Source organism: Enterobacter sp. BIDMC 29 (genome assembly GCF_019378755.1).
GTDB lineage: Bacteria > Pseudomonadota > Gammaproteobacteria > Enterobacterales > Enterobacteriaceae > Enterobacter > Enterobacter ludwigii.
Map to the genome: position 1 here is coordinate 4,091,530 of NZ_CP080000.1, position 17,246 is coordinate 4,108,775.

The 17,246-nt window shown below is 56.5% G+C and carries 14 protein-coding genes and 1 tRNA gene; 6 read left to right on the plus strand and 9 right to left on the minus strand.

Annotation, left to right across the window (positions count from 1 at the left end):
• The 4 genes from JTA15_RS18135 to JTA15_RS18150 all read right to left on the minus strand — a co-directional run bounded on the left by JTA15_RS18135 (position 1) and on the right by JTA15_RS18150 (position 3,535).
• Positions 1 to 1,089 carry an AAA family ATPase gene (locus tag JTA15_RS18135; protein WP_219372570.1) on the minus strand — a complete coding sequence of 363 codons (1,089 nt, stop codon included), beginning with the start codon at positions 1,087 to 1,089 and terminating at the stop codon, positions 1 to 3.
• Between the two features lie 148 nt (positions 1,090 to 1,237).
• Positions 1,238 to 2,197 carry a DUF523 and DUF1722 domain-containing protein gene (locus JTA15_RS18140; RefSeq protein WP_219372571.1) on the minus strand — a complete coding sequence of 320 codons (960 nt, stop codon included), beginning with the start codon at positions 2,195 to 2,197 and terminating at the stop codon, positions 1,238 to 1,240.
• Between the two features lie 102 nt (positions 2,198 to 2,299).
• Positions 2,300 to 2,710: a hydroxyisourate hydrolase gene (gene uraH, locus JTA15_RS18145; protein ID WP_014168029.1), complete on the minus strand. Its 411-nt coding sequence runs from the start codon at positions 2,708 to 2,710 to the stop codon at positions 2,300 to 2,302.
• A 99-nt stretch (positions 2,711 to 2,809) separates the two neighbouring features.
• Positions 2,810 to 3,535 carry a MerR family transcriptional regulator gene (locus tag JTA15_RS18150; RefSeq protein WP_014168030.1) on the minus strand — a complete coding sequence of 242 codons (726 nt, stop codon included), beginning with the start codon at positions 3,533 to 3,535 and terminating at the stop codon, positions 2,810 to 2,812.
• A gap of 117 nt (positions 3,536 to 3,652) precedes the next feature.
• On the opposite strand from JTA15_RS18150, the gene JTA15_RS18155 reads away from it, so the two are divergent.
• Both JTA15_RS18155 and JTA15_RS18160 read left to right on the plus strand, forming a co-directional pair.
• Positions 3,653 to 4,177: a lipocalin family protein gene (locus JTA15_RS18155; protein ID WP_020882704.1), complete on the plus strand. Its 525-nt coding sequence runs from the start codon at positions 3,653 to 3,655 to the stop codon at positions 4,175 to 4,177.
• 77 nt (positions 4,178 to 4,254) lie between these two features.
• Positions 4,255 to 5,301, plus strand: a complete 1,047-nt coding sequence (locus JTA15_RS18160; RefSeq protein ID WP_040018368.1) for a class I SAM-dependent methyltransferase — start codon at positions 4,255 to 4,257, stop codon at positions 5,299 to 5,301.
• A 76-nt stretch (positions 5,302 to 5,377) separates the two neighbouring features.
• Here JTA15_RS18160 and JTA15_RS18165 read toward each other — a convergent pair whose 3' ends face one another.
• The gene (locus tag JTA15_RS18165; RefSeq protein WP_154815906.1) at positions 5,378 to 5,533 is read right to left on the minus strand and encodes a hypothetical protein; all 156 of its coding nucleotides are present in this window, start codon (positions 5,531 to 5,533) and stop codon (positions 5,378 to 5,380) included.
• A 61-nt stretch (positions 5,534 to 5,594) separates the two neighbouring features.
• On the opposite strand from JTA15_RS18165, the gene JTA15_RS18170 reads away from it, so the two are divergent.
• Complete coding sequence (locus JTA15_RS18170) at positions 5,595 to 6,032, plus strand: GNAT family N-acetyltransferase (protein WP_063214970.1); 438 nt, start codon at positions 5,595 to 5,597, stop codon at positions 6,030 to 6,032.
• 322 nt (positions 6,033 to 6,354) lie between these two features.
• Here JTA15_RS18170 and JTA15_RS18175 read toward each other — a convergent pair.
• Positions 6,355 to 6,449: transfer RNA gene (locus tag JTA15_RS18175), tRNA-Sec, on the minus strand.
• A 287-nt stretch (positions 6,450 to 6,736) separates the two neighbouring features.
• On the opposite strand from JTA15_RS18175, the gene JTA15_RS18180 reads away from it, so the two are divergent.
• Together JTA15_RS18180 and yicI are read left to right on the plus strand one after the other, a co-directional pair.
• Positions 6,737 to 8,128: a glycoside-pentoside-hexuronide family transporter gene (locus JTA15_RS18180; protein WP_049023104.1), complete on the plus strand. Its 1,392-nt coding sequence runs from the start codon at positions 6,737 to 6,739 to the stop codon at positions 8,126 to 8,128.
• A gap of 12 nt (positions 8,129 to 8,140) precedes the next feature.
• Positions 8,141 to 10,459 (plus strand): alpha-xylosidase, encoded by a 2,319-nt coding sequence (gene yicI, locus JTA15_RS18185; RefSeq protein ID WP_063934456.1) that lies wholly within the window; start codon positions 8,141 to 8,143, stop codon positions 10,457 to 10,459.
• Positions 10,460 to 10,518: 59 nt separating this feature from the next.
• Here the strand turns inward: yicI and JTA15_RS18190 are convergent, their stop codons facing one another.
• On the minus strand, positions 10,519 to 12,222 hold the full coding sequence (locus JTA15_RS18190) for an AsmA family protein (protein WP_219372572.1): 1,704 nt from the start codon (positions 12,220 to 12,222) through the stop codon (positions 10,519 to 10,521).
• A gap of 119 nt (positions 12,223 to 12,341) precedes the next feature.
• Positions 12,342 to 13,733 carry a xanthine/proton symporter XanP gene (gene xanP / locus JTA15_RS18195; RefSeq protein WP_047742746.1) on the minus strand — a complete coding sequence of 464 codons (1,392 nt, stop codon included), beginning with the start codon at positions 13,731 to 13,733 and terminating at the stop codon, positions 12,342 to 12,344.
• A 225-nt stretch (positions 13,734 to 13,958) separates the two neighbouring features.
• Here xanP and gltS point away from each other — a divergent pair, with 225 nt between their 5' ends.
• The gene (gene gltS, locus JTA15_RS18200) at positions 13,959 to 15,161 is read left to right on the plus strand and encodes a sodium/glutamate symporter (RefSeq protein ID WP_086533077.1); all 1,203 of its coding nucleotides are present in this window, start codon (positions 13,959 to 13,961) and stop codon (positions 15,159 to 15,161) included.
• A 2-nt stretch (positions 15,162 to 15,163) separates the two neighbouring features.
• Here the strand turns inward: gltS and recG are convergent, their stop codons facing one another.
• Positions 15,164 to 17,245, minus strand: coding sequence for an ATP-dependent DNA helicase RecG (gene recG / locus JTA15_RS18205; protein WP_014168041.1), 2,082 nt, complete (start codon positions 17,243 to 17,245; stop codon positions 15,164 to 15,166).
• Position 17,246 lies beyond the last annotated feature (1 nt).

Sequence of the window (17,246 nt, forward strand, 5' to 3'; positions counted from 1 at the left end):
CTACCCCAGCCTCTCCACCCTCGTCTCTCCCTCCGCCATAGACAGCTGATACAGCGAAAACGATCGCTGTTTCTCAATCAAATTCGCCAGTTCCGGCGAGTGGCTGGTGAGCCAAATTTGTGAGTAGCGGCTGGCCTCGGCGATTAAGCTCGCCAGCGCGGGCAGCATCTGCGGGTGCAGGCTGTTTTCCGGTTCGTTCAACGCGATAAAGGCCGGTGGGCGCGGGCTTAACAGCGCTACCGCCAGGCACAGGAAGCGCAGCGTGCCGTCGGAAAACTCCGCCGGTTCCAGCGGCCTGCTCAGCCCCTCGCGCTGCATCATCATGCGAAAGCGGCCGCCGGTGTTGTCGCTGTAAAACTCGCAGCCGGGGAAGGCCTGGTCGAGAATGCGCATCAGCAACATTTCATCACCAATCTCGACAATGGTCTGAAATGCGGCCGCCAGGTTGGCGCCGTCGCTGGCCAGTACCGGGGAGCGGAAACCGACCTGCGGGGCACGCATCGCCGAGCCGGACGAGACGGAAAATTCATGATAAAAGCGCCAGTTACGCAGGGACTCACGCATCTGCGACACTTCCGGGTAGAGATGCGGTTCGCCGAGCTGCCCGAACACCGATTCGTTTTCATACAGCGTGCCGCTGTGAGTCACTTTTTCGTGGTGCACGTTGTTGAGAAATACCGCCTGATTCCTGCGCTTCATCAGCTGTGATGAAGGGCGACGGCGCTGACCGGTAAGCCAGATGGACTCTTCTTTAATGACCGGATCGAGCTGAAACTGGGAGGGATAGGGCAGTTGCTCGACAAAGCCCACCTGCAGCTCGTACTCGTAAGTGTCCGTTTCCACCGCAAGATTCATCCGCCGGAGCTGGTCGCTACGGGTCTTACCTGCCCAGAACACCTTCAGAATACCACCTTCATTTGCCAGCGCCTGGGAGAACTGCCCCTGCGCCGCGCTGTGCATCAGGTGTATCGCCTTGTAGATATTTGATTTCCCGGTACCGTTGGGGCCGAAGACGATATTGAGCGCTTCCAGCTCCAGCGACATGTCGCGAATCGAGCGGTAGTTTTGGATGTGCAGGCTTTTGATCACAGGCAGGCTCCTTTTTTGCACTGTAGGCCTGTATATAATTACAGTCTTTAAGGTTAAATGCAAAAAAAGAGACGACAGTGAGGGTGTCGTCTAAACGGGGTACTGCTTTGGGCCTCTGAGGGTCAATGGGGCCTTCGCATTTTTATGATCACTTGACTGCCAGACGCAGACCCAAATCATCAGGATAGGGATCAAAGTAGTTTTGCGTCATCAGATACCGGTCAGGGTATTCGGCCAGGTAGTGCTTCAGCAGCGTGATCGGCGCGAGGATGGGCAACTGCCCGTTACGGTAGTGCAGGATCACGTCGCGAAGTTCGCCGCGCTGGCGGCTGTTGAGCTGGTTACGGAAATACCCCTGAATATGCATCAACACGTTGGTGTGATTTTTCCGCGAGGCAGGTTTCTTCAGGATGGTCATCAGCTTTTCGCGGTACGCCACAAAGAAGGCGTCCAGATCTTCCCACTCGTGCAGCGTGGCAACGAACGGGCCGATTTCACGATAACCCGCCTGATGGTGCGCCAGCAGCTGAAGTTTGTAGCGGCTGTGGAAGTCCAATAGCGCACGGCGCGTCAGACCCTGGGCGCGCAGTGTGTTCAGTTCATGAAGCGCGAAAACACGCTCAACAAAGTTTTCCCGCAGCACCGGATCGTGCAGGCGGCCATCTTCTTCCACGGGTAACCACGGCAGGGTTTCAAGGAGGGTGGCAGTGAACAGCCCGACACCCTCCTTGCGGCCCCGGTTGCCGTTTTCATCATACAGCCGCACGCGTTCCATGCCGCAGCTGGGGGATTTTGCACAGACGATAAAGCCCGCCAGCTCGCCGATTTTAGGTAGATAACCTGCCGTAAAGTCAGCCATCTTTTGCGTAACGTCTTCGTGCGGGGCGTGGCTAAAACGCATCTGGGTTTCACCGCTGTCCGTCACGATAAGACGCAGTGCAGGGCGTGGCGTCGGCAAGCCGATGGCCATCTCAGGGCAGACGGGCCTGAAATTCACCCACTGGGCCAGTTCGTCCATGACAAAGCCCATACGCTTATGTCCGCCGTCGAAGCGAACGGCGGAACCGGTCAAACATCCGCTAATACCGATTACAGGTTTCATTGTCATGGTGTGTGTCTCCAGTTCGTACATCTAAAACTTACACAACATGAGTAATTTGTCCAAGTATTGGCGGAGTTATTTTTTATTATCCTTTAAAATCAATGCGGCTTAACTGCCCTTGTAGGTCGAGTAGCCGTACTGGCTCAGCAGAAGCGGGATGTGAAGTTTCTCGTTGGTTCGGGTCACGGTAAATAGCACTGGGATCTCCGGGAAGAAGGTGTCCAGCTTTTTGCCGTGGAAGTAATCAGCGGTTTTAAAGGTCACTTTATACACGCCTGGCTGCATGTCCTGATCCTGCGGATAGAGTGATTTGATACGTCCGTCGTGGTCGGTTTTGCCGCTGGCAATCTGGGTCCATGTGTTCTGCTGCTGCTTCTCCAGCGTGACGGTAACGTCAGATGGCGGCATCCCGGTTTGCTGGTCGAGAATATGTACGCTCAGGGTGCCGGCAGGGGCGCTAAACGCGGCAGGGGTAAAGGCCATGGCGGCCAGCATCAGCAGAGGGGTTGTTTTTTTCATTGTGTTTTCCTGTGGGGTTGTCAGTCACAGGAAAACGTTAGCATTTGCGGGACGGAAAAATATTCAACTTTTCGTGAAGTTTACCGCAGGAGAAAATAATCAGAGGATAATCACTTCAAGGGATACCTGCTGCTGCCACTGTGCCACCTGCTTTTTCCGTGCGGCGGTCAGTTTACCGCTGGTCACCAGAAGCCATTTGCGCTCGGGGAAAATCTCAGGCGCCAGTGACGTGGAGGGAGTAGGCAAAATATCGATACGGTGCCCTTGTCCGGTACGCGTCAGGGCCTCGAGCCAGATTTCACACGGGTCATTCAGGTACCAGCCACTAAGCAGGATGTTATCACCCGGCGCTTTTTTGTCGCCTTCAAGGCAGAACGAGGCATAGGCGATGATAATACCGTCGAGGATCTCGCGCAGGGTCATGGCGGCAGGGATGTTGGCTGACATCTGGCTGCGCAACGGACGCAGCACATTTGCAACCAGCTCTGGCCTGGGGTATTCGCGGCCAGCGTCGTAAATCATCTGGCGCAGGGACTCAATTTTCCCGTCCTGCAGGCGTTGCAGCATGGTCTCAAGCAACGTTTGCCAGTTGTTGGTCCGGCGCGGGACGGGGCGTTCCAGTAGCGGTTTGACCTGGCCAATGGGCACGCCTTTTTTCACCCAGTCGAGGATTTTCAGCGCCTGCTGGACGTCCTCATCACTGTACTGGCGATGGCCGCCCTCCGTGCGCTGTGGCTTGAGTAAACCATAGCGACGCTGCCATGCCCGCAGCGTCGTGGCGGTGATCCCGCTGAGTCTGGCGAATTCGCCGATGGAGTAAGCCATGTCCGTGTCCAGAGTGGAGGAATACTCTCAATATACTACGAATTTTCCCTCACGGGATGAAGCGCCGTAACGGTGCACTACACTTTACTTCCAACCGTGCAAATGAAAGGAATTCTCATGAAACTATGGCCTGTTGTGACTGGTGTCGCCATTGCCCTGACTCTGGTGGCCTGCAAATCCCCTACGCCACCGAAAGGCGTAAAGCCCATTTCAAATTTTGAAGCCAGCCGCTATCTCGGCAAGTGGTATGAAGTCGCCCGCCTGGAAAACCGCTTCGAACGGGGTCTGGAGCAGGTGACCGCCACCTATGGCGAGCGCAGCGACGGTGGCATCAGCGTGCTTAACCGGGGTTTCGACCCGGTTAAAAACAAGTGGAATGAGAGTGAAGGCAAAGCGTACTTTACCGGCGAACCGACGACGGCAGCGCTGAAGGTGTCGTTCTTCGGCCCCTTCTACGGCGGCTATAACGTGATCAAGCTGGATGATAAGTACCAGTATGCGCTGGTGAGCGGGCCGAACCGCGACTATCTGTGGATCCTGTCTCGTACGCCGACGATTCCGGATGCCGTGAAACAGGACTACCTGAATACCGCACGCAGTCTGGGCTTCAAGGTTGATCAGCTGGTGTGGGTTAAGCAGTGAAGATCGTGCTTTCTTCGTAGGGTTTTACTGGCTCGCCTGGATAGACTTCCGTTAGAAGCTCAACGGGAGACGACGACATGAACTGGCAGCCTTTTCGCGGCGACGCACCGGAAAATATGACCATTTTCAGTGCGTCATTTCCGGATATTAGCGACCAGTGGCCGATGAAGGACGACACTGCCCGTGAGATCAATTCGATTAACCGGGCGTTGAAAGCCGACCCGGCGCTTCGTCCTCCGTTGATTGAATACGAAGAGGGGGGACAGGCCGTGCTTGTCCCACAGAACCGTTATTCCGGGCAAGCCTACCGCAATCGTCCGGCGCTCACCGCGTGGCGTACCCGGCTGGTTCCCTCTGCGCTGGCGCTTTTTGTGGTGCAAAACCCGCTGGAGGAGCGCCTGCCAGACGGAACCCGAATGGACAGCGACAGCCGCCAGTGGTTTATCCATGCGAACGATGCCATTGGTGTGCGCTCCCGCGCAAAAGTACTGGCTGCGATGGTGGATAAATACATCCGCAACGGGAACGATAACAATTGGGTGAGCCTGGCGAGCGGGGCTGCAATCCCCGTGCTGGAGGCGCTGCGCGAGGCGAAGCTCGACGGCCAGCAGGTGTATCTGACGCTGGTGGATAAAGACCCTGTGGCGCTCAGTTGGGCCGAAACCATGGCGGCGCAGGAAGGCATTATCGTGGGTGAACAGCTGACCCTGCTCAGGCGCAACTTGCTCCATACGCTGGTGCGTAACGAAGATTTATTGCATGAGCTGGGCGAGCATCAGGCCGAACTGGTGGATGCGCTGGGAATTTTCGACTATTTCAACGATGCCGATGCGGTGATTTTTCTCCAGCGTGCGCTGCGGCTGATAAAGCCCGGCGGGGCGGTGATTGTCTCGAATATGCTGGCCAGCAGCCCACAAATCGATTTTATTTTGCGCTGTATCGGCTGGGAGGATATTTACCCGCGGACGCTCCGGCAGCTGCAGGATATTCATATCGCGGCAGGCGTGCCGGTGGAAAACGTCACCGTGGTGGTCCCGAAAGACGGGGTGTATGCGGTGATGGAGATTAAGGTGGGGGATGACAAACCGCACGGTCAGTTCCCCCTCCCTGAAGGAGAGGGCTAGGGTGAGGGGGGACAGGGCGCTAGAATATTTACCGTTCCTCAGTTGTTCGGTTTACCCGAACAACTACCATGAAGGATTAGCTGGTTTCTTTATTCTCAATGTCTGTTGGGGATTCTTGCTTTTCATGCTCTATCTGCTGACCAGTCTCCTGCACCAACTTCCGGGCCATTTCCTTGATACGCTCTCGACTTTCACAGTTTCGAGAGTTTATTACTTCATTTAAGGTCTTCATTTTATTGCCTCTATGCTTCTGGATACTTGATTTAATCGCTGCGCTCTATAATGATCCCCTCATGAAAATCGAAACCGCACACCCCTCACACTTCGAACGCCTCGTCACAGTCTGGGAGTCTTCCGTTCGTGCCACCCACCACTTTTTGCAGGAAAGTGATATTGCGGCGCTGCGCCCGTTATTGCTCAACGCGTATCTGCCCAATCTCAAGGTTATGATTGCCCGCGATGAAGCGGGTGTTATTCATGGCTTTTTAGGCGTCGATGAAAACCGCATTGAAATGCTGTTTGTGGATGATGCGAGCCGGGGAAAAGGCGTAGGGAAATTGCTGCTGAACTATGCCATTGCGCATTTCGGTGCGAATGAAGTGGATGTAAACGAGCAAAACCCGCAGAGCGTTGCGTTTTATCAGCATATGGGGTTTGTGCAGGTGGGGCGCTCAGAACGGGACGGACAGGGGAATGCGTTTCCGTTGCTGCATATGCGGTTGGGTGAGTGAATGCTAACTTAACGCAGATATCCTACTCGTTAGATATGAAATGAAACGCGTTTTGCCGTTCAGGAATTATACCTTACGATTAAAGTTTGGCTATTATGATATCCGTAATATAACCGAACAAATCAATATCAACGTAATTAATTAGTTAAAACACATGGGTAGAGTTTAATGCCCGAATATTTGTGGGTGAGAAAACTAAAAAGGATGACTTAAGAATTACTGAAAAGCAGAAGAGTCACATAAAAAATTTTAGTGAATAGATTTAATTATTATTTGGGTTTAATGGTGGAACAAATATGAGAATAATCTCTTCAAAGAATTTTGGCGGAAGATCACAGGAGTCGAACCTGCCCGGGAACGCTGGCGTCCCCAACTGGATTTGAAGTCCAGCCACCTCACCGGAGATGACGATCTTCCGCGCCTGCATTGCTACATGGAGGCGGGGCGCATTATAGCTACTTTCAGGCATTTACCACATACCCCGGCACACTTTTTTCACCTCTCTTTTGACCTTAACACCCCTGTTTCAGTTAATTCCTAAGAAAATCCTCAGGTTAGCATTTCGTGCTCGTCAATATTTACCGCGATCACAAAAAACAAGAAACGTAACCAGCTAACCAGAAAACGCAATACCCGCTCCTGAAACAATGGTTTAAAAATCTGTAACCGGTCTCAGCGCCCCCTACAGCGTGAAGGATAAAAAAATGAGCGACGTATTGTCAGTAAAAGAGAAGATTGGCTACGGCATGGGTGACGCCGCCAGCCACATCATCTTCGATAACGTTATGTTGTACATGATGTTTTTCTATACCGATATCTTCGGCATTCCTGCCGGGTTTGTCGGCACGATGTTCCTGCTGGCACGTGCGCTGGATGCGATTTCGGACCCGTGCATGGGCCTGATCGCTGACCGCACCCGCAGCCGCTGGGGTAAATTCCGGCCGTGGATACTGTTCGGTGCTATCCCGTTCGGCATTGTCTGCGTGCTGGCCTACACCACGCCGGACCTCAGCCTCAACGGCAAAATGATTTATGCCGCCATTACCTACACGCTGCTGACGCTGCTCTATACCGTGGTTAACATCCCTTATTGCGCCCTGGGCGGTGTGATCACCAACGACCCGACGCAGCGTATCTCCCTGCAGTCCTGGCGCTTTGTGCTGGCGACCGCGGGCGGCATGCTCTCGACGGTACTGATGATGCCGCTGGTTAACCTGATTGGTGGCGATGACAAAGCGTTCGGTTTCCAGGGTGGGATAGCCGTGCTGTCGGTGGTCGCGTTTCTGATGCTGGCGTTCTGCTTCTTCACCACCAAAGAGCGCATCCAGGTGCCGCCGAGCACCACCTCCATGCGCGAAGACCTGCGAGATATCTGGCACAACGACCAGTGGCGTATTGTTGGTGTACTGACCATTCTCAATATCCTCGCCGTCTGCGTGCGTGGCGGCGCGATGATGTACTACTGCACCTGGATCATGGGCTCGCCGGAAATCTTTGTCGCGTTCCTCACCACCTACTGTGTCGGGAACCTGATTGGCTCTGCGCTGGCGAAACCGCTCACCGACTGGAAATGCAAGGTCAGCATCTTCTGGTGGACCAACGCCGCCCTGGCGGTGGTCAGCGTGGCGATGTTCTTCGTTCCCATGCATGCCACGGTGGTGATGTTCACCTTCATCTTTGTGATTGGGGTGTTGCATCAGCTGGTGACGCCGATCCAGTGGGTCATGATGTCCGATACCGTCGACTACGGCGAATGGACCAACGGCAAGCGTCTTACCGGCATCAGCTTCGCGGGCACGCTGTTTGTGCTGAAACTCGGCCTGGCGCTGGGCGGGGCAATGATCGGCTGGATGCTGGCAGGGGGGGGTTATGACGCCGCAGCTAAAACCCAGAACAGCGCGACCATCAGCATCATTATCGGCCTGTTCACCCTGGCCCCGGCGGTTTGCTATGTACTGAGCGCCATCATCGCCAAACGCTACTACACCCTGAAAACGCCTTTCCTGACCAAAATCATGAGCGAGCTGGCGCAGGGTGCGCGCCGCAATCAGCAGGAGTTTGACAACCTGCCGGTCAGTAAAGAATTACAGAACTAAGAGGACGAGAGTATGAAAATCAGTGATGGAAACTGGCTCATTCAACCGGGCCTGAACGTCACCTGCCCGGTTCAGGTGTTCGATGTAGAGCAGCAGGGCAATGACCTTGTGGTATACGTGGCGCCGCGTGATGTACGAGAACGTACCTGGCAGCTTGATACTCTGATGTTCACTGTCCGTCTTTTCTCCCCGCAGGAAGGGATTGTCGGCGTGCGTATCGAGCACTTCCAGGGCGCGCTGAACAACGGTCCGCACTATCCTCTGAATGTCATCAAAGAGGTGAACGTTGAGATTGAAAACAATGCCGAATTTGCTGAGCTGAAAAGCGGTCACCTCAGCGTGCGCGTCACCAAAGGCGAGTGCTGGGCGCTGGATTTTCTGCGCAATGGACAGCGTATTACCGGCAGTCAGCTGAAAAACAACGGTTACGTGCAGGATACCCGTACCGATCGTCATTATGTTTTTGAGCGTCTGGATCTGGGCGTAGGTGAAACGGTCTACGGCCTCGGCGAGCGCTTTACCGCGCTGGTGCGTAACGGCCAGACGGTCGAGACCTGGAACCGCGACGGCGGCACCAGTACCGAGCAGTCATACAAAAATATTCCGTTCTATCTGACCAACCGCGGCTACGGGGTGCTGGTGAACCACCCGGAAAACGTGTCGTTTGAAATTGGCTCCGAGAAGGTCTCCAAAGTGCAGTTCAGCGTAGAAGGTGAATATCTCGAGTACTTTGTGATCGACGGCCCGACGCCAAAAGAGGTGCTCAACCGTTATACGCGATTCACCGGACGCCCGGCGCTGCCGCCCGCGTGGTCATTCGGCCTGTGGCTGACCACGTCGTTCACCACCAACTACGACGAAGCGACGGTTAACAGCTTTATCGACGGCATGGCCGAGCGCGATCTGCCGCTGCATGTCTTCCACTTCGACTGCTTCTGGATGAAGGCCTTCCAGTGGTGTGATTTTGAATGGGACCCGGTGACTTTCCCGGATCCGCAGGGGATGATCCGCCGCCTGAAGGAGAAAGGGCTGAAGGTTTGCGTGTGGATTAACCCGTACATCGGCCAGAAGTCGCCGGTATTTCGCGAACTGAAAGAGAAGGGCTACCTGCTCAAGCGCCCGGACGGCTCCCTGTGGCAGTGGGACAAGTGGCAGCCGGGGCTGGCGATTTATGACTTCACTAACCCGGACGCGTGCCGGTGGTATGCCGACAAGCTGAAAGGCCTGGTGGATATTGGCGTCGACTGCTTTAAGACCGACTTTGGCGAGCGCATCCCGACGGACGTCCAGTGGTTTGACGGTTCCGATCCGCAGAAGATGCACAACCACTACGCATACCTTTATAACGAACTGGTGTGGAACGTACTGAAAGAAACGGTGGGCGCGGATGAGGCGGTGCTGTTTGCCCGCTCGGCGTCGGTAGGTGCGCAACAGTTCCCGGTACACTGGGGTGGAGACTGTTACGCCAACTACGAGTCGATGGCGGAAAGCCTGCGCGGCGGGCTGTCGATTGGTCTGTCCGGCTTTGGCTTCTGGAGCCATGACATCGGTGGATTTGAGAACACCGCGCCGGCACACGTCTACAAACGCTGGTGCGCGTTTGGGCTGTTATCCAGCCACAGCCGCCTGCATGGCAGCAAATCTTACCGCGTACCGTGGGCGTACGATGATGAGTCCTGTGACGTGGTGCGTCACTTCACTCAGCTGAAATGTCAGATGATGCCGTATCTCTATCGCCAGGCTGCTCTGGCTCGTGAGTATGGCACACCGATGCTGCGGGCGATGATGCTGGAGTTCCCGGACGATCCGGCATGCGATTACCTCGACCGTCAGTACATGCTGGGGGAGTCGGTGATGGTAGCCCCGGTGTTTTCTGAGGCCGGTGACGTGCAGTTTTACCTGCCGGAAGGGCGCTGGACCCATCTCTGGCATAACGATGAAATCGAGGGCAGCCGCTGGCATAAACAGCAGCATGATTTCCGCAGCCTGCCGGTCTATGTGCGCGATAACACCCTCCTGGCGTTGGGCAACAATCAACAGAAACCGGACTACGCCTGGAACGAGGGAACAGCTTTCCAGCTGTTTAACCTGGGCGATGGCGCGATGGCGGTGAGCGAAGTGCCTGCGGCGGACGGTTCTGTGGCATTTACGCTGAAAGCCACACGCAGTGGCGACACCGTGACCATTACCGGCACAGGTGACGCGCGAACCTGGTCGGTCTGCTTGCGCAACGTGCAGAAACTGAGTGGTGTAAAAGGCGGCTCAGAGGCCGGGAGCGAGTGGGGAGTGGTGGTGAAAGCGGAGGGTAATGAGGTGGTGGTACACCTTTAATTTTCCTCACCCTGACCCTCTCCCCAACGGGGGAGGGAAGGGTTTGCTTCTTCTTTCTTTCAGGGAGAGGGCTGGGGAGAGGATAGTGTCGACACCTCTCCCCCCGTCATCGTCTGTTGCACCTGCTGTTTATCCATATTTACCGCGTTCAGTTTCCCGTTAACCGTCGGTTTCAGCGGTGCGTTGGCCTGCACGCTGCCGCTGGCGATTAGCTGGATATTGCCATCACCGCCAATGGGCAGTGCAGGCCAGCCCCACGCCTGCAGCACGTTGAGCGGCACGCCGCGCCCGTTCAGGCTGATTGTGGTCTGCCGTGGCGGAAGCTGTGATACCGTCGCCGTGGCTTCCAGAATGCCTTTTTCGGTGAAAGCACTCAGGTCGGTAATGTTTACCGTTGAGGCGTTAGCGTTCAGCGCCAGCGACGGACGACGCACGTCCACGCGGTTAAAGGTCGCCGCCGCGCCGTTCAGCGTTGCGCTGCCACCCCATACGCCCCACTGGCGATCTTTCGCTAGCTGCAGGTTCGCGCCATAGCCATCAAGAGAGGTGATTTGCCACGGGAAGGCCGGGTCGATATCGATAACCAGGTTGCGGCTCAGGCCGAATTTTTTCAGCGTCAGGCTGTTCAGCCATTCCGGTAACGGCTCCATCCACAGCGTTTTCCAGTTCTGCGGCAGGGTGTATTCCAGCCCGGCGATGGCGACATCGTCCAGCACCAGCGCGTTACCTTCGCGCAGCCAGTTACCGGAAGCGCGTACCATGCCGCCCTCCCAGCGGGAGGTAAACTGGCGCAGCGCCACGCCTTGCGGGGAGAACTCCGCATTCATGAGCGGGTCGAACAGATGCAGAGAGCCATAAATAAACTCGCTGGCGTTCATGGACAAACGCCCCTCCTGACTTTGCCAGTCGCCTTTGCTGAGTGTCAGGTTGCGCAGGCTTAAATCGAGATCGGTCACCGCCCAGTCCGGCCCCTGCAGGCGTGCGTCAGTCACTTCCAGACGGCCAATCTGCAGCGAGGGAATGGTGGTCAGAGGCGCGAAGAAATCCACCAGTGACTTATCGCTTTGCAGGCGGATCTCATTCAGACGCATGGTGTCGATAATCCAGCTGCCGTCAGCGTTGCGCAGGGCGGACCCGGTGAGCGAACCGCGCGCCATATCGGCACCAATGGTGTTCAGCACCACCTCTTTGCCGTTGAGTTGTCCCTGGATCAGCACGTTGGTGGCCGGCACGCCGTTCAGGGTAAGCGAGCCTGCGCTCACCTGGATCTGTGCGTTTTTACCCAGCACATTGCCTGCTTCTGGCTGCCACGGGCTGACGCCGCCCGTCACTTTCTGTGCGCTGAGATCCCATTCCGTATTGGGGCTGTTAAAGGCCATGTTGTTCAACTGCAAACGGTCCGCCTGGAACGGGAGCGGTGCCGTCTGAGGAGAAAGATTAAGCGTGCCATCGAACAGGGTAATGGTGTCCATGTGCAGCGGATCGGTGACCTGTCGGCTACTCAGACCAATATCGACTTTCCTGGCCACCAGCGTAGCGGGTTTACCGTCGCGGCCAAACGTGACGTTTTCCAGAATGATGTGGGAAGGTGACGAAAAGCGGTGATCCATCAGGTCGAAATTGAGTTCGTAATCGGTATTCACCGTTATCCAGTTGCTGGCCTGAGATGCTCCCCAGCGGGTCTGGAGCAGAATATAGAGCGCCAGCACCACAATGAGCAGGGCCACCAGAAGATAGACGAGTACCTTTCCAATAAATTTCATGGTCTTCCATCCCGCGAAACGCACATAAGGGAGTTATGCACGATTTATGCGCAATGCTCAAGGCGGGAATGGTGTAAAGAGATGTCACGGCAGGCGTTGACAGCCTGCCGTAAGGGCGATCAATTTTTCTCAGGCGGGAAAACGAGGTTCAGAACAATCGCGGTGATACCGCCTGCCGCAATGCCGGAAGAGAGCAGGTTTTTCACCCAGTCCGGGGCAAACTGCAGGATTAGCGGTTGCTGTGAAACACCCAGACCCACGGCCAGCGACAGGGCAATGATCATGATGGCGCGGCGGTTCAGCGGTTCGCGGGAGACGATACGTACACCGGAAGCCGCGATGGTCCCGAACATCACCAGCGTTGCGCCGCCCAGCACCGGTTCAGGTATATGCTGCACAAAACCGCTTACCGCCGGGAACAGGCCGAGGACGATCAGCATCAGCGCCACCACAAAACCAACGTAGCGGCTGGCAACGCCAGTCAGCTGGATCACGCCGTTGTTCTGGCCGAAGCAGGAGTTCGGGAAGGTGTTGAAGACCGCAGAGACAAACGAGTTCAGGCCGTTCGCCAGCACGCCGCCTTTCAGGCGTTTCATATACAGCGGGCCGGAGACCGGCTGCTCGGAGACATCAGACGTGGCGGTGATATCGCCAATCGTCTCCAGCGAGGTGATCATAAAGACCAGCATCAGCGGCAGCAGCAGACCCCAGTCTATGCCCAGGCCGTAGTACAGCGGCGTTGGAATGGTGATCAGCGCACTGTTGGTCTGCGGGGTGTTCTCCGGCAGCATACCCAGCGTCCAGGCCAGCAGATAACCGGCCGCCATGGCGATCACCAGCGATGCCACACGCAGATACGGGTTACGCTGACGGTTAAGCAGAATAATGATTGCCAACACCACGCCGGCCAGCAGCAGGTTTTTCGGTGCACCAAAAGTGTGGTCGCTCATTGCCGCATAACCGCCACCGATGGAGGTCAAGCCAACCTGAATCAGCGACAGGCCAATGATCATCACCACCACGCCGGATACCAGCGGCGTGATCACGCGACGCGCCAGGTGCAGTACCCGGGAGATCACCATCTCGGTGCAGCTGGCCAGCATCAGCGTGCCAAACAGCGCCGCCATCATGGTCGGAACATCCGCACCGCCGGTTTTGAGGGCTGTACCGCCCATGATCAGCGGTGCGACGAAGTTAAAACTGGTGCCCTGGATCGACAACAATCCAGACCCCACCGGGCCCCACGCTTTAATTTGAATAATGGACGCCACGCCGGAGGCAAAGAGGGACATACTGATGATGTGCTGTGTATCCTGAGCCGGTAAACCAAGCGCCTGGCAGATCAGCAGCGCCGGGGTGATCACCGCAACGAACATAGCCAGCAGGTGTTGGCAGGCGGCAAAGAGCGTCTGAGGAAGAGGCGGACGGTCTTCAAGGCGGTAAATCAGTTCGCTATTTTGCTTCTGCGCAATCGGTTGCGCATCGGGAGACTCAAGGGTGTTAACGGACATCGGCGGCAATCCCACGGTGGAAAAGCGGGCATTTTATCTGACCACCTGGTAAAAGCAAACGATTGCCAACAAAAAAAGACAAGAAAATCTGCCGCTGTGAGCAGGTTTTCTACAACCCATGGGGAAAAAAAATTACACTTTTTGCGCCGGCGGCTCATGACGAGCGCAAGCCGGCCCAGGATAACGCCGCGTGTGTATGGAACACGCGCATAACAGGAGCCTTTTATGATTCATCTCGATACGTTGTCGACCCTTGTTGCCGCAACGCTGGTCTTACTGCTTGGTCGTAAGCTCGTACACAGCGTTTCCCTTCTGAAGAAATACACCATTCCTGAACCTGTTGCCGGCGGACTGCTGGTGGCGCTGGCCCTGCTGGTGCTGAAGAAAAGCATGGGCTGGGAAATTGATTTTGATATGTCCCTGAAAGATCCGCTGATGCTGGCCTTCTTTGCCACCATTGGCCTGAATGCCAACCTGGCGAGCCTGCGGATGGGTGGCAAAGTGCTCGGCGTATTTCTGATCGTGGTGGTAGGGCTGCTAGTGATGCAAAACGCCATTGGTATCGGGATGGCCACGCTGCTGGGGCTGGATCCGCTGATGGGGCTGCTGGCCGGATCAATCACCCTCTCTGGTGGCCACGGTACCGGGGCGGCGTGGAGCAAGCTGTTTACTGAGCGCTACGGCTTTGAAAACGCCACCGAAGTGGCGATGGCCTGCGCCACCTTCGGTCTGGTGCTGGGCGGCCTGATCGGCGGGCCGGTGGCGCGGTATCTGGTGAAGCACTCTGGTACGCCAGACGGAAGACCGGACGATGAGCTGGTGCCCACTGCCTTTGAAAAACCCGACGTCGGACGCACCATCACTTCGCTGGTGTTGATTGAAACTATCGCGATGATTGCCATTTGCCTGACGGTGGGCAAAGTGGTTGCGCAATGGCTGGCAGGTTCAGCGTTCGAGCTCCCGACGTTTGTGTGCGTGCTGTTTGTTGGGGTGCTGCTGAGTAACGGTCTGGCGCTGATGGGCTTCTACCGCGTATTTGAACGTGCCGTATCGGTGCTTGGCAACGTCTGCCTGTCGCTGTTCCTGGCGATGGCCCTGATGAGCCTCAAGCTCTGGGAGCTGGCCTCGCTGGCGCTGCCGATGGTGGCTATTCTGGCCGTTCAGGCGCTGTTTATGGCGTTCTACGCCATGTTTGTGACCTGGCGCATGATGGGCAAAAACTACGATGCAGCAGTGCTGGCGGCGGGGCATTGTGGGTTTGGTCTGGGGGCAACGCCGACGGCTATCGCCAACATGCAGGCGATCACCGAACGTTTTGGGCCTTCGCATATGGCGTTTCTGGTGGTCCCGATGGTCGGGGCGTTCTTCATTGATATCGTCAACGCGCTGGTGATCAAGCTTTACCTGATGCTGCCGATGTTTGCCTGAGATCAGGCGTTGGAATAGCGTTCGGTTTCCGGCATCCAGCGCTCAATTAACGCTGCCGCCTGTTCGGGGTAGCGCTCATGAATATGGCGTGCGAGGCGCTGAACTTCGGGGATCATGGCCTGATCGCGCAGTAAATCCGCCACTTTGAATTCGGCATTACCCGTCTGACGCGTGCCCAGCAGTTCGCCTGGGCCGCGGATCTCCAGGTCTTTTTGTGCAATCACAAAACCGTCGTTACTGTCGCGCAGCACCTGCAAACGCATCTGTGCGGTTTTCGAGAGCGGTGCTTTGTAGAGCAGCACGCAGTGAGAGGCGACAGCACCGCGGCCAACGCGGCCGCGCAGCTGATGGAGTTGCGCAAGGCCAAGACGCTCCGGGTTTTCGATGATCATCAGGCTGGAATTGGGCACGTCTACGCCGACTTCAATCACCGTTGTGGCAACCAGCAAATGCAGTTCACCCTGTTTGAACGACTGCATCACCGCCTGTTTCTCAGTAGGCTTCATCCGCCCGTGAACCAGACCCACGTTCAGCTCGGGCAGCGCCAGCTTCAGCTCTTCCCACGTCGCTTCCGCGGCCTGCGCTTCAAGCAGTTCAGACTCTTCAATTAACGTGCAGACCCAGTAGGCCTGACGGCCTTCGTGAGTGCAGGCGTTGCGCACGCGGTCGATGATATCGCTCCGGCGCGTGTCCGGAATGGCGACCGTGGTGACCGGTGTACGGCCCGGCGGCAGTTCGTCGATGGTCGATGTATCGAGATCGGCGTAGGCGGTCATTGCCAGGGTGCGCGGGATAGGTGTGGCAGTCATGATCAGCTGATGCGGGTGGAAGCCCTGCTGCAGCCCTTTCTCCCACAGCGCCAGACGCTGGTGTACACCGAAGCGGTGTTGTTCGTCGATAATCACCAGGGCAAGACCATTAAACTGCACCTGCTCCTGGAAAATCGCGTGCGTGCCGACAATCATCTGTACCTGACCGCTGGCAATGGCGTCCTGTTGTGCCTGACGCGCTTTACCTTTTTGCTTCCCGGCAAGCCAGCCCACTTCAATCCCAAGCGGGGCAAACCACGCGCGGAAGTTATTAGCGTGCTGTTCAGCCAGCAGTTCAGTGGGGGCCATTAGCGCCACCTGTCTGCCATGGGCAATCGCGCGCAGGGCTGCCAGGGCTGCAACCAGCGTTTTACCGGAACCCACATCCCCCTGAACCAGGCGCATCATGGGCACATCAAGCGCCATATCGCGTTCAATCTCGGCCGTGACGCGTGCCTGTGCACCGGTGGGTTTAAACGGCAGGGAGGCCAGCAGCTTATCTTTGAGTTCATCTCGCGGGCTTAAGGGCTGGGCATGAAAACGCTGCGCGCCCGCCCGTACCGCCAGCATGCTCAGGTTATGAGCCAGTAATTCCTCAAGGATAAGACGCCGTTGAGCGGGGTGTTTGCCGCTTTCCAGGTCGCTAAGCTGCAGGGTTGGCGGCGGGCGGTGCAGGGTGCGCAGCGCCTCGGGCAGACTCATCATGCCCTGAGCCAGCTCAGGCGGCAGTAGCTCGGTAATGGCGCAGGTATCCAGCAGTTCCAGCGCCTGGTCAGTGAGCTTACGCAGCGTTGCCTGCTTGATGCCTTCGGTCGTCGGATAAACCGGGGTCAGGGTCTCCTGCAGCTCCGGCGTGCTCAGATCTCCCTGAACGCGATACTCCGGGTGGATCATCTCTGCGCCATATTTCCCGCGTTTGGCTTCACCATAGGCCAGCACCCTGCGACCGGTCGCAAGGCTGTTTTTCATGGCCGCATTGAAGTTGAAAAAGCGCAGGGTGAGAATGCCGGTGCCGTCGCTGATCTGACAGGTCATCATCCGGCGTCCGCCAAAGGTGATATTGCAGTTCAGTACTTCGCCTTCAACGGTGGCGTAAATGGCAGGCAGCAGATCGCCAATCTTATAGAGTTGGGTGCGGTCTTCATAACGCAGGGGGAGATGGAGCAGGAGATCCTGCACGGTGTGCAGGCCAATTTTTGCCAGTTTACTGCTTTGCGCCGCACCTACGCCCGTCAGGCTATTGAGCGGTATGGCATCCAGCAGACGGCCTTTCATC